Source organism: Vibrio pectenicida, assembly GCA_024347015.1.
GTDB classification, from domain to species: domain Bacteria; phylum Pseudomonadota; class Gammaproteobacteria; order Enterobacterales; family Vibrionaceae; genus Vibrio; species Vibrio pectenicida.
Genome location: AP024890.1, coordinates 1,127,498 through 1,142,070 on the forward strand (window position 1 = coordinate 1,127,498; position 14,573 = coordinate 1,142,070).

General features: G+C 41.8%; 5 protein-coding genes. All 5 read right to left on the bottom strand.

From position 1 onward, the window contains the following. The 5 genes from OCV27_RS20030 to OCV27_RS20050 all read right to left on the bottom strand — a co-directional run bounded on the left by OCV27_RS20030 (window position 1) and on the right by OCV27_RS20050 (window position 14,482). Window positions 1-414 carry a GNAT family N-acetyltransferase gene (locus OCV27_RS20030; RefSeq protein ID WP_125322626.1) on the bottom strand — a complete coding sequence of 138 codons (414 nt, stop codon included), beginning with the start codon at window positions 412-414 and terminating at the stop codon, window positions 1-3. Window positions 415-533: 119 nt separating this feature from the next. Further along, a complete protein-coding gene (locus OCV27_RS20035) occupies window positions 534-1,103 on the bottom strand; it encodes a 4'-phosphopantetheinyl transferase family protein (RefSeq protein ID WP_125322625.1) in 570 nt (189 codons plus the stop codon). Window positions 1,104-1,324: 221 nt separating this feature from the next. Then, window positions 1,325-2,566 (bottom strand): diaminobutyrate--2-oxoglutarate transaminase, encoded by a 1,242-nt coding sequence (ectB, locus tag OCV27_RS20040; protein ID WP_125322624.1) that lies wholly within the window; start codon window positions 2,564-2,566, stop codon window positions 1,325-1,327. Window positions 2,567-2,589: 23 nt separating this feature from the next. Beyond that, complete coding sequence (locus OCV27_RS20045) at window positions 2,590-3,909, bottom strand: MFS transporter (RefSeq protein ID WP_337969455.1); 1,320 nt, start codon at window positions 3,907-3,909, stop codon at window positions 2,590-2,592. Window positions 3,910-3,973: 64 nt separating this feature from the next. Further along, on the bottom strand, window positions 3,974-14,482 hold the full coding sequence (locus OCV27_RS20050; protein ID WP_125320986.1) for a non-ribosomal peptide synthetase: 10,509 nt from the start codon (window positions 14,480-14,482) through the stop codon (window positions 3,974-3,976). Between the last annotated feature and the right edge of the window lie 91 nt (window positions 14,483-14,573).

Sequence of the window (14,573 nt, forward strand, 5' to 3'; positions counted from 1 at the left end):
TTATTGCTCTACTGGCTTAAAATTTTTTGTCATGCCTTGGCAAGACGGTGAGACCAACCTGTAGCCCAATTTTTCATAGAACTCAGGCTCATCAGCAATCATTGACACATACGAACCTTCAAGTGCTACTGAAGCCAAATAACCATCAATACATTCCATTACTTTTCTTCCAAGCCCATTGCCTTGATAAGCCGGGTCAACTGCCACATCGACGACTTCAAAATTACAAGCCCCATCGCCCACGACTCGTCCCATTGCAACAAGTAACTGACCATCTCGGATTGAAACGGCATACAAGCTATTTGGTAAAGCAATAGTGGCGGCCTTAAGAGACTTTGCTGATAATCCAGCTTTTACACGTAGTTCGCAGAACTCTCTAGGACTTGGCGTAATTTCTTTATAGTTCAATTCCATACGATTTACCCTTTCTAAAATAAGCAAAAAGGATACACCAAGAAACTGTATAAAAAAACAGTTACCATTACGCTTTATAACATTATGAATTTGTTAAATATATTGCAATAAATACACAACTAGTAGAATATATACGTTAGTATGCCATCAGGCAACATCTTAAAATTACCTTTGATTGCCCAACCTTGCTCAAATTCATCACCAAAGCTCGTCAAAAGCTCAATAGTAAAACGTCCAGATGCAACATCCATACTGCTAACTCTCGCTTCATCAAAACCAAAGAATGTTTTAACATGCGGATAGAGTGCTTTATAAAAACTCTCTTTTGCAGAAAAGATCAAGGTTACACCTTGTTCAAATGAAATCGAGCACTGTGAAAGCAACTGTTTTTCATATTTATCGAGGATCTGCCCAGAAAGTTCATCAGCTAACTGAGCATTGATCCAATGTTCAAAATCAATACCAAGAAATTGATGATATTTCTGCTGAGCCAATGCCGCTGCCGCAAATCTATCTGAATGTGTTATTGAACCAATCAAGCCTTTTGGCCAAATAGGAGAGCGGTCTTTATGTGTACCAATTTGCGGCTTAGTTCCATTAATTCGTTCTATTGCCTGTCGAGCAACAATACGTCCTGCAAGATATTCAGCGCATCGCTTATTAACCGCACTTTGCAAGCTCTGCGGCATATCAACTCCGTAATGTTGAAACAGACTTTGACTATATGAACTCACATCAAAAACACTATATTTGAATTCAATCGTGTCCGGCAGCTCTAATAAGCAGGTTTTGGATAGAATTAGAAAATCTTGTTTATTCAAATTTATTTACTTTTCAACTATTCATTCAAAAGAGCTTAACTTAAAAGCTAAGCTCTATTAATTCGTTATGCAGCTGTAGATTTTAACACTTAATACATTTGTTTGAATACCTGTTCAACTCTATCCAAACCTCGAAACAGTGTCTCTCTTTCTATTGTCAGAGGAGGCAAGAATTTTAAGACACTATCATTGGCACCACAGCACTCTAACAACAATTTGTCCTCAAACAACTGCTTAGACACAAATTTTGCAACATTTTTTTCTGGGATTTCAAGTCCCCAAACCATACCACGACCTCGAGCAGACATATTTAAGCCGGGAAATGCTTTTACCCATTGGTGTAATCGCCCCCCGATAACCTGCCCTTTATTCTCGACTTCATTTGAAAAATCAGTAGTTTTCCAATAGCTAAGTAACTGAGTAGCAGCAATAAAGGCTAAGTTATTACCTCGAAATGTTCCAGTATGTTCACCCGGTAGCCATTGATCCCACTCAGGCTTTATCAAATTCAAAGCTAATGGTAGTCCACCACCAATAGACTTAGACATACACACTATATCCGGTGTGAGGTTAGCAAATTCGAAGCTAAAGAACTTACCTGTACGCCCATTTCCTACTTGAATTTCATCCACTATCAATAGAATTTCGTGTTGATGGCAAATATCAGCAATTTGAGTTAGCCACTGCTTGGAAGCTGGGTAAATCCCTCCTTCCCCTTGTACCGTTTCTAAAATAATGGCTGCTGGCAAGGCAACACCACTACTATTATCTTCAATCAGCTGTTTTAGGTATGAGGCGGTATCAGCACCTTCACCAAAGTATTGATCAAAAGGTGCATGATAAACATCACTCCTGCCTCCATAGGTAGAGTGGTGATAATAGTCATTACCTGTTAGTGCAAGGGCTCCTGCCGTTAAGCCATGGTAACCACGAGTAAAGGCGATAACATTTCTTCTGCCTGTCACTCTTCGTGCCAATTTAACAGCAGCTTCCACTGCGTTCGTTCCTGTAGGCCCTGTAAACTGAATTTTATATTCCAAATCCCTTGGTTGCAGAATTACACTATTAAATTGTTTAATGAATTCTTTTTTTGCCAATGTCGCTTTATCCAAGCTATGCAATATCCCTTTCCTATTAAGATAGGATGATATAGCTTCTAGCATAAGATCAGGATTGTGGCCATAATTTAATGTCCCTGCTCCAGAAAAGAAATCTATATATTCATTCCCTGCTTCATCCCATATATATGCATTGTCTGCGGTATCAAATACAGCAGGGAAAGATCGAATATAACTTCTTACTTCTGATTCTAAACTTTCAAAGACGTTCATTGTATTCCCTTTCAACTAAATTATTATTTTGATTTTTTATAAAACACTATTACACTGAATATTATTATTAATCCGCATAATCCATATAAAAAAACAATACCTCTCCCTGGGCCAGTACCAATTATTTCTCCTATATTATTTGTAAGTAAACCATCCTGATTAAACATGGGTTCAAAAATAAAATCTGCTAGTGGTCCTGCAATTAAGAATGCCAATGGCAATGACATCTGAGTCACTAATGTTTGCACACTTAGTACTCGACCTTGCAATTCACTCGGGACAGATGTTTGCCAAATAACTTGATTGACACTTTCTACCATCACAAATAGCAAGGTCATCATCATTGCAATACCTACTAAAAGCCATATAGTAATTTTTTGATTAACAAATATAAATAATGAGCTTATGAGTACAATACCAATTAAATATAATACCCAGCATAGCAGTTTATTTTTGTCTCTAATATCACTAAGGAACATTAATGTAAATGATCCCACCAATGTCCCTACCCCTGCGGCTGTTAGTACAGTGCCCAGCTCTACAACCGTCGAGAAGCTCAGTACCAGAGGGGTCAGTAATACATGAACAATACCAATACTGAAGTTAACCATACCCATAAATGTTAACAATAATAATAAATACTTATGACCTGTTAAGTATTTAAATCCAAATCTGACTTGCTCTATTATACTGATTGCTTCTCCTTCAATATTACCACTGCGGCCATCGTTTCTATTTATTCCTCTAACAATAAAAGAAAGAATAAAAATAGCACTTAAAAAGCTAGCGATATCAAAGATAAACACGCCTTTTAGACCAATAGTTACCAAGAATAAAGCAGCAAGAGCTGGAACACTCAGTTCTACCATTCCCAATCCACCTTGAGAAAAGCCTTGATATTTTATTAATTTATCTTGTTTTACAAGTACAGGTACCAAAACCATAAAGCTCTGACTAATAAAACTATTAAAAATTGAACCTATACTGACAAAAACCAATATCCATTCAAAAGATAGCACCTTATTAGCATACAAGGTCATCATAATTAGCGTGCAAAGTCCTGCCCCAATATGACCAATAATCATTATTGTTCCCCTTGGATACCGATCAAGAAATGTACCTACCAAGGGCGTAAATAATAATTGGGGAGCCAAAGCTGCGAAACCAATCACGCCATAGGCTGTTGCAGAATTGGTTTGCTTGTACACCCATTGACCCAAAGCAAAGTCAGTCATTAACGTACCTAGCAAGGATATCAGTGTGGCAGCAAGCATCATAAAATAAGTGGCATTGCCAAATTTACTATCCTGACTTTCTAAAGTTGTATTTGTTGGCTGAGACATATATGTATTCCAAACGAGATAAATTCCCCCCACCATTTAAGCGGGGGGAACTATCAAATGACGACTAAGCTTCAGAGACAGCAATAAGAGACAACAAATAATCTGCAATACCTGCAACATTATTTGCTTGCAACATGGAGTTATGTTCTCCAGCCACTATCGTACTGTGAATGTCCCGTGTAGAGTACAGTGAATTCGCACCTAGTATCTCTTGTATATATGGCATCGTTTCTTCACAGCACAGCAGGTGGAGATCACCGACACATTGGCCAGAAGGGGTATAGCTACGATTCATCATTTCTTGCTGCTTATAAACCTGCCAAAATCCATCAATCGAAAAGCCGCCTTGATGGCAAAACCCCTGTATTGCCAACTCATGTGCAATAAAGTCAGATACCTCATCTATATCAAATGCCTCAGAGTATGGCGAAATAGGCAGATCTAGACCTAGCCAGTTCGATATACCAGTTATAAAAGACATTTTTATTTCCATTTCGCTCGGAACAGCACTGCCATCTTCAAAGTTCTGGTCAGTTAAAATAGTATCGAGAAAAATGAGTTTGACTGTTTTGTCCCCAGCTTCTAATTTACGCATAACCTCAAAAGCTACTCGTCCTCCAAAAGAGTGACCTACTAGATAGATCGGCTCTCGAGGCTGGTTATCTTTGATCTCTTGCACATACCTAGTCACCATTTCCTCGAAATGGTGACTAGGTTCACTATGGCCAAACATTCCTGGAGCATCAAACGCGTGTATGTTCACTTTCCCCCTTAAAATGTTTGCCAATGGAGCGTAAGCCATCGACATACCCGCTAAACCAGGAAAACAATAGATGTCATACTCAGCACCTTCGCTAAATGATACTATGCTCTCTGAAACCACATTGGGCTCAAAATTACATATTTTATCTGCAATACAAACCGCTAGGTCCGATAAAACTGGCGTAGAGAAAACCTCTTTTACTGACAATTTAATAGCGAATTTTTCCTGCACTTTGTTGATCATCGACATAATCAATAATGACTGCCCACCAATCTCAAAGAATTGCGCATTACGGCTTATAGGTGCTAAAGGTTTCACTAACTGCTGCCAAATAGCAGCTAACTTCAGCTCGATATCACCAACTGGTTGTTCATAGTTAACTTGAGCAATATCAAGCTCTCTTTTCATCAGCGATTTACGGTCAACTTTACCATTTGGAGTTAGAGGCATGGCTTGGATTTCGACAATAGTAGAAGGCACCATATAGTGAGGTAAGTTAGTTCGAAGGTCGTGATAAATACCTTGTCTTATTGCTTTCCATTGTTGCTGGCCTTCTAAATAATCAGACTGGTTGATTACCACGTAACTTATCAAACTCAGTTCATTCTCACTGCTAGCTGTTTGTACACAAGTCACCGCTTCACTAACCCAAGAGTTTTTCAGAAGCTGAGACTCTATTTCTCCCAATTCAACTCTAAATCCACGAATTTTCACCTGTGTATCCAAACGGCCCATATAACCAAGAGAGTGATTGTTTAACCAACGAACTTGATCGCCTGTTCGGTACAAACGACGCTTTTTACCTCCAATATCGAGACTGACGAAGGACTCTTTAGTAAGTTCAGGTCGGTTTAAATACTCACGAGCAAGCCCCAAACCACCAATATACAGCTCGCCACCAATACCTTGAGGAACAGGCTGCATGTGCTGATTCAACACATAAAACTGCGTATTGGCGATAGGGCCGCCGATCACACCCAAAACGTCAGACTTTTGCACTTGTTTGACGCCAGACCACACACTGGTTTCTGTTGGTCCATACATATCAAAAAGCTGATGCTGATCGGTCACTAATAGGCCTGTTTTTACCGCCATATTCATCGCTTCACCACCACACAACATCTTTAGTTTCGTGCTAGGCTGCCATCCATTATTGAGTAACATTTGCCATGTTGCAGGTGTCGCCTGCATCATAGTAATACTTTCATGCTGGATAAGGTCTGCCAACATTTCTGCATCCATAGTCGCTTCTGTACTTGCAATAACAACTTGTGATCCAGAAATTAATGGTAAAAATAGCTCCAGAGTATGAATGTCAAAAGACATAGAGGTCACTGCGAGCTGATTATCTGCTTGCTTTATTCCGGGCATACCTTGCATTGAAAATAAAAAGTTCAGCAAAGAACCGTGCTCAATGGCAATCCCTTTCGGCTTACCTGTCGAACCGGATGTGTAGATAACATACGCTAGCTGATTTCGACTTATCTCAGGTAATACTTGAGTCGCTTCAATACCAGATGATTCAGAATCCAAACAGAGTTTCGAGGTCGAGATAACCAACTGCTCTGATAGACTCTGCACCGTCACAATTAAACTAGGCTGAGCATCTTCAACCATATACTGAATACGATCATGGGGGTAACGAGGATCTAGTGGCACATATCCACACCCAGCTTTGCTTATCGCCATCATAGAGATCAGCATTTCCAAAGACCGATCTAGATAGATTCCCACGAGCTGTTCAGGCAACACTCCCCGCGCTACGATACGTTTTGCTAACCTATCAGAGGCTTGGCTCAATTCTAAATATGACAGACACTGATCACCAAATCGAGCTGCAATTTGGCTCGGATGTTTGAGCACTTGTTCCTCAAATAACGACAAGTAACTACTTACCTCTGGGAGTACGGTTTGGGTATTATTGCAATCAAACAACCAGTTCTGGCATTCCGCTTTGCTAAGTAATGGTAATGTATAAATATTGCTTGCCGGTGAAGCCAACATTTCGTGAAGCAAGGTTGTAAATGTTTTGTTGAACCTTTCGATGGTCGACTTTTCAAACAAATCACTACAAAATTCCCAAGCTAAGAAAATGTCTTGCTCTCTTTCAATAACATGTAGCGTCAGATCAAACTTAGAAACAACGGAATGCTCATCGGTCAAGTCAAGTGTAGTAAATCGATTACGGCCACCTTGGGCTCTTTCCTCATCGGTTACAGAAAGCATAATTTGAAATATAGGGTGGTGACTTAGGTTACGTTCAGGCTGTAAGTTATCGACAATTTTTTCAAAAGGTACTTGCTGATGATCATAAGCCTCCAATGCGGTTTGCTTGGATTGCTGAATCATGTCGTTAAAGGTCATAGTGTCATCAAGCCGACTTCTCAATGGTAGCGTATTGGCGAAAAATCCTATTAATGGAGAGAGCTCAGAATGTTCACGGTTGGCCACAGGAGTAGCAATCACAATATCTTGTTGATTACTCAAACGACTGACCAAAATACTTAATGCCGCATGAAACCCCATAAACACTGTCGAGCCATGTTGCTTGCATAATTTTTTAAACGCCGATGAAGTCCTATCATCTAGTTCAGATTTCAACAACTGGCCATTATAAGATTGCGATTTGGGCCTCACTCGGTCAAGTGGTAACGAATGAACCTGTGGGACTCCAGCTAGTTTGTGGCTCCAGTATGCAAGGTGCTCATCAAGTTGTGATTTTGCAATTGGTTGTTGCAACCAATTGGCATAATCACCATATTGTATTTCCAGAGTCAATATCTCTGGCTTATCTTCAGAATAATAGTGTTCAATTTCATAGTGCAACACCCCCAAAGACCAACCATCAGAAGCAATATGATGCATAGTCAATACAACAACACTCTTCACTTCACTCAAGTCGACCAAATGCGCTCTTAGCAAAATGTCACTTCTTAGGTCAAAAGGAGTATTTGCTTCATTGTAGGCTATCACCTTCAGTTGCCGTTGCTGAGATAAAAGATCTAAGTGGCGAATATCTGTATACTTTATCGCAAACGCCGTCGGAGATGCATTAACCTGCTGCCAAACTTGATCACCTTTATTGCAATAGCTAGAACGTAATATTTCATGGCGTTCAACAACTTTAATTAACGCACTGGCTAATCTTTGTGGATCAAGCTTTTCGTTAGTTTGTAGTGTATGGCAAATGTTGTAATAGGCGTTTGAGCCCTCCATTTGGTCAATAAACCACAATCTATGCTGCATGTGGGTAAGGGGTAATAAACCCTTGCGCTGACTTGGAGAAATCACAGTCTTTTCCTGCTCTAAATTAGTCTGTGATATTAATCTGGCAAAATCACTCAAAATTGGAGTCATAAAAAGCTGTTTGACAGACAATGACACATCAAACTCTTTCCTGACCAAAGCCAAGGTTTGAATTGCACGAAGTGATTGTCCACCGATATCAAAAAAGTTAGCAGTACGACTAATACTATCTTCTTTTACCTGTAGAACTTGACTCCAAATGCTGGCTAACTGACTCTCTTTCCCTGAGCGAGGAGCTGAATATTCTATTGTTTCAACTCTAAAATTTGGCTGGGGTAAAGCTTGTCGATTTACCTTTCCATTTGGCGTCAGTGGTAACGACTCAAGCACTATCACTTGACTGGGTATCATATGGACGGGGAGCACACCTGATAGATATTTTGTTAAGCTTTCGGTCAGTTTGTTCTCTTCAAACTTTGATTCTGTTGAGACCACATAGCTCACCAACTGTTTATCCCAGCTGTTTGCTCCCTCGATATCGACTGTAATTGACTCCGACACATTTTGATGTCTCTGCAACTGGGAATCAATTTCACCCAATTCAATTCTAAACCCTCGAATTTTTACTTGATGATCAAGTCGACCCAAATACTCGACTTCACCTTGGTGATTCCATTTAGCTAAATCTCCTGTCTTATATAATCGCGCATCATTTTGAGATGAAAATGGACTATCAACAAATCTCTCTTTAGTCAACTCAGGGCGATTTAGATACCCTCTTGCTACACCATCTCCAGCGATATAGAGCTCTCCTGCCACTCCAATCGGCGCGATTTGCAATTCGTTATTTAGTACATAGAGTTGAATATTATTGATAGGCTTTCCAATCGGAACGCTAATATAATCTGCATCAGCCTGACAAGCATGCCATGACACATCTATGGCAGCTTCTGTCGGTCCGTAAAGATTATGTAACTCAGCATGATGATGCCTTGTCCACTCTTTAGCTAGCTCTGACGGCAGGGCTTCTCCACTAGCAAACACACGCCTTAAATAGTTAGATTGGGTTTGGTACCGACCATCAAACATAAACATAGCCAACATCGGCGGTACAAAATGCAGTGTAGTAATTTGGCTCTGCTCAATGACATTCAGTAAGTAATCTACGTCTTTATGGCCTTCTGGCCTCGCTATCACAAGCTCTGCGCCTACTATTAAAGGCCAGAAAAACTCCCATACTGAAACATCAAAACTAAACGGAGTTTTTTGCAAGACTTTATCCGTTTCATCAAGGGTAAATTCTTGCTGCATCCATAGAATTCGGTTAACCAGGGCTTTGTGTTCATTCATCACACCTTTGGGCTTGCCCGTCGAGCCAGAGGTGTAAATGACATAAGCGAGGTTACTTGAAGTCAGTTCCGAACTTTTTGGGTTGGAAAAATGATATTCCGAATGAGAAAAATCGAACGTATCCACATTTATTTGTAAATGATCCGCTGAAACTCTATTTGTTGTCGCATCACTGGTCAGAATTACCTGAAGCTGTGCATCTTCAAGCATACTCTCAAGGCGCTCGGTTGGATAATCAGGATCTAAAGGCACATAAGCCCCTCCAGACTTCAAAATGGCTAATAGAGCAACCACCATCTCTAGAGAGCGATAACAACACAAACCGACTAATGTATCAGGCCCAACATTGGCCGATTGAAGGCTAGCAGCAAGCGCATTGGCTTTATTATTAAGCTCATTATATGTCAGAGAGTTACCCTCAAAGGTCAATGCGATACAATTTGGGCTTCTACCAACTTGTTGCTCGAATAGAGAATGAATGGTTTCAAACTCAGGGTAAGGCTTGGCAGTATCATTAAACTCTTCTTCCAATAGCGCCTTATCTTCATCAGGAACAATTTCATGTGACATAACACTTTGACTTGGCGATTGCACCAAATTAGACACCAAGGTAACAAAGGTCTCGTTTATTCTACTGATGGTCTCTGAGGTAAATAAAGATGACGCATACTCCCAACCAAGGCTTGCGCTGCCCTGCTCTTCTGCAACATGTAGAGTGAGATCAAACTTAGACGTATGATGCGTTTGATTTTGATCCAGTGGTACAAGGAACTGATTACTATTTGGTTTGGAATCACCGCTTGCGTATGTAAGCATGATCTGGAAAAGCGGAGAATGTGCCAAGCTACGCTCTGGTTGAATAAGCTCGACCAGCTGCTCAAATGGCATCTGTTGATGCTCATAGGCATCCAAGGCTTTTTTCTTCGACTGAGAAAGCAGTTCAAGATAGGTCGGACTTGCACTCAAATCACTACGAAAAACTAAAGTATTCGCAAAGAAGCCTATATTATCAACAATATCTAGATGCTCTCGGTTTGCGATTGGAGAGCCTATTACAATGTCACTTTCACCACTCAAACGCGCGATCAAAACCGAGAGTGCAGCATGAATTGCCATAAAGGGGGTAACGCCTTTAGAGTGGCAAAGTTGGGTTAGCTTATCAAAATCCTCCGCCGGGAGCTGCCCAACGAATAATCCTCCATCAAATTTTTGTTGGTGGGGACGAGAGTAATCTAGGGGTAGTCGGTGAACAATAGGTAACGAGTGCAACTCTTGTTGCCAGTATGAACGAAGCCTTTCAATATTCTCACCAGTAAGCCACTGCTTCTGCCAAACAGCATAATCACCATATTGCAATGGTAAAGGCATTAGGTTATGACTTTGGCCTTGCTGCAAGGCGTTATAGATGGCAGAGAAGTCTTCCATCAAAACATCAAGCGACCAGCCATCAGCAGCAATGTGGTGTAATGTAAGAAGTAATACGCTGCTCTTGTCTTGCTCGATAATGAGCCGCCCTCTGAGCATTAAATCTTCACCCAAATTGAACGCCAACTGGGCTTCTTGAGCAAACGACTGTGATATGAATTTTTCTTGTGATTCCGTATCCTGACCACGAAGATCATCAATGCACAGTGGAAAAGTAGTGATTTTTTTCCCTACCTTCTGAACAGATCCCCCTTCCAACAGCTCGAAACGCGTACGCAAAATCTCATGGCGATTGATGATTTCGATGAAGGTTTTATTAAGCACATTATGGTCAACAACATCATTCCAACGAAACGCCAGAGGCATATTATAATGGCTGCTGTCTCCTTCCAACTGATCGATAATCCAAAGCATTTGCTGCATATCTGTGAGCGGTAAAGGCTGGCTTCGGTCAACTGGCAGACATTGATAATTGGACTCAAGTGGTACGTTCGCTTTATTCTCAATATACTTTGCCAAATCTTTTAACTTAGGGGAAATGAAAACATCTTTCATTGAAATATCGAGACTGAATACCGCTTTTATGCCGTTCAATAGCTGAATCGCTTTAAGAGACTGTCCACCGACTTCAAAGAAATTCGCATCACGACTGATGGTCGACGCATCCAGTTTGAGCACCTCTGACCAAAGCTGACACAAACTCACTTCCACCTTACCTTCCGGCGCTTGGTAATTCCCTCCCATACTCAACGCGGTAGGTTCAGGAAGCCCCTTACGATTTATCTTTCCATTCGGCGTCAGTGGCATCGAGTCTAGTACTTGGATAATGGATGGCACCATATAGTGTGGCAACTGCCCCTTCAGATGCTCATATAACAGGCCTTGCGCTTCATCTACTCGCTCAAGCCATTCTGAATTCATGACAGCGTAAGTCACCAATTGGCTCTCACCATTCTCACTGCCTTGACGAACCACACTCACAACTTGATTCACACTATTATGGCTTTGCGCCGCCGCATCAACTGCCCCCAGCTCAACCCTAAATCCGCGAAGCTTAACTTGATGGTCGGTCCGACCTAAGTATTCCAGCTCACCATCTGCCAACCTGCGCACTCGGTCTCCCGCTCGGTACATGCGTTCATCTGGAAAAAATGGGTTAGCCACAAACGCCGCATCCGTTAAATCATCACGATGCAAGTAGGCACGCGCTAACCCTTCACCCGCAATATACAGCTCACCCGCAACACCTGTTGGCACCAGTTGATGCTGCTCATTGAGCACATAAAACTGAGTATTGCCAATCGGGTGACCTAAGGTGATGGTCGAGCCTTTTTCAATCCTTTTAACCGATGACCATACCGTTGTTTCGGTTGGACCATACACGTTCCAAAGCTCAATAACGCCATGGCTGAGTAACGATGACTTCAGACTCTCTGGCATGGCTTCACCACCGCATATGGCGCGCAGAGGCTGAACTGGTTGCCAGTTGTCATTGACCAACATCTGCCATGTCGAGGGCGTTGCCTGCATCACACTCACTTGATGCTCGCTCAGCAAACCTGCTAACTGGGAAGGATTCAGTGCATCATCACTCGATGCCACCACCACATGCCCGCCCAGAACCAAGGGCAAGTAAAGCTCTAACACATGGATATCAAACGACATCGAGGTCACTGCGAGTAAAGTATCCTCTGCGCTCAGACCGGGCTTTTTCGCCATCGACCACAAAAAGTTCACTACCGATTGATGCTCAACCGCAATGCCTTTAGGCTCACCAGTAGAACCTGATGTGTAAATAACATACGCCAAATCGCGAGAAGTCGCACTGTCACGAACAACCAGCTCACTCTCCCCCTTCGCCCATTGGTGATGCTCAACCACCAATACCGCCTCCGAGTAGGACGTCATCGCTTGCTCAGATTCCTTATCACACAGAACCAAACTTGGTTGACTGTGCGCTAACATCCCTTGTATACGCTCTTGTGGATAGTTGGGGTCTAAAGGCACATACGCGCCGCCTGATTTCAATACTGCAAGCAAAGACACCAGCATCGACATCGAGCGATGAAGATGAACGCCAACCAAATTATCGCTGCCAATACCCCGAGATTGAAGCTCATGCGCTAACGCATTGGCTCGCTTATTCAATTCGCGATAGCTTAATGTTTCCCCATCAAAAGTGGCCGCAGACGCATCAGGTGTCAGCAAGGCTTGTGCTTCAAACAAATCTGCGACTGACTTATCCCTTGGGTAATCTTGCTTGGTCTGGTTGTGCGCGTAGAGCTCCATCTCGCGTGCTTTTGAGTCAACCAATGGTACCGAGAACGCTGGACACTCAGGTTTTTCAGTCATGGCTTCAAGCAATAGCGTAAAACTATTTGCCAAGTTCTCAATGCTGGCACGGTTAAAGAGGTCTGTGCTGTATTCCCAACTTAAGCTGAGGCCAAATTCATTCTCTTCAACATTGAGTGATAAGTCGAACTTGGCATTATTCGACTTTATCTCTACATCACTAAAGCTCAACCCAGCAAGATCTAGATCACTAGATTGATTATTTTGTACTGCCAACATAACTTGGAACATTGGATGGTAGCTAATATCTCGAGCGGGATTGATTCGCTCAACTACCTTCTCAAAAGGGGTTTGCTGATGGTTAAATGCCTCAAGTGCAATACGCTTGCTTTGAGTAAGAATGTTAACGAAGCTCGCTTCATCATCATGCTGCTGACGTAGCACTAGCATATTAACGAAGAACCCAATCAAGTTTTCGACTTGCGTTTGATCGCGGTTTGCCGCTGTTGTGCCAATCACGATATCTTGTTCACCACTATAACGAGAAAGCAGGACACTTAAAGCGCCATACACACCCATAAAAAGGGTAGCATCATAATCATTGCATAAAGCTTTAAAAGACGACGCTAAGTTCATAGATATGCTAGTACTTACATTACCTCCCTTATAGCTCGGCAGACTAGGCCTTGCTCTATCAACTGGTAAATTATGTATACTCGGCATGTCAGAAAGTTGGTGTTGCCAATAGGTAAGCTGGCGCTCCAGAACCTCCCCACTTAAGTATTCGTGTTGCCACTGAGCATAATCTAGATATTGAACATCGATGGGTTTTAGTGTGTCTTCAACACCCATAGCAGCCTGCCGATAAAGTTGATTAAGTTCCTCAGTGAGCACCCCCATCGACCAACCATCTGCGGCAATATGGTGAACCAGTATCAATAGCACGGTATTTTCTTCATCCAACTGCCACAAATGACAACGTAGTGAAGTATCTCGCTCCAAGTCAAAAACATATTCCGTTCGTAATTCAAGCTCTGCGCTTATTGTCGAAATAGCCGTTTTTATGCCTTGTTCATTAATAACCTTTGTAAGCTTTTGCTTACGATCCATCACTTCAAAACAGAACTCTACCGGCATAGGCTTAACAACTTGCTGAGCATCGTCACCCTGTTTTACATACTGAGTTCGTAAAACGCTGTGTCGATCGATAATTTGTATAAATGCAGATTTCAGCGCTGCAAGATCGAGTTTTCCCTGAATATGCAGCGCAGAGGGAATATTATAGTGAGCACTCCCCCCTTCCAACTGATCAAGTAACCACAGTCTCTGTTGAGAAAAAGAGAGTTTCCCCTTGGTTCGCCTCTTATCTGGAGCAGCAATTTTACTGGCTTGTATCTGAGCCAACTTTTGTTGTTTTTTCTTGGCAAGAAGCTTTTCTACCAACGCACGTTTTTCAGGAGATAAGTTATCAAGTTTATTATTATTTTGAGTAGTCATACTCTTTCAGTCCATTGTTTTAGAGTAGAGAAAGCCCTACTCATATAGAGCTTTCTCATTATCTATTAGGGGTATTTAAGCAAACTTAGTG

Excerpts from the sequence above, each read along its gene's own strand:
- OCV27_RS20030 (WP_125322626.1), bottom strand. The coding sequence starts at position 414 with ATGGAATTGAACTATAAAGAAATTACGCCAAGTCCTAGAGAGTTCTGC.
- OCV27_RS20035 (WP_125322625.1), bottom strand. The coding sequence starts at position 1,103 with ATGCCGCAGAGCTTGCAAAGTGCGGTTAATAAGCGATGCGCTGAATAT.
- ectB (WP_125322624.1), bottom strand. The coding sequence starts at position 2,566 with ATGAACGTCTTTGAAAGTTTAGAATCAGAAGTAAGAAGTTATATTCGA.
- OCV27_RS20045 (WP_337969455.1), bottom strand. The coding sequence starts at position 3,909 with ATGTCTCAGCCAACAAATACAACTTTAGAAAGTCAGGATAGTAAATTT.
- OCV27_RS20050 (WP_125320986.1), bottom strand. The coding sequence starts at position 14,482 with ATGACTACTCAAAATAATAATAAACTTGATAACTTATCTCCTGAAAAA.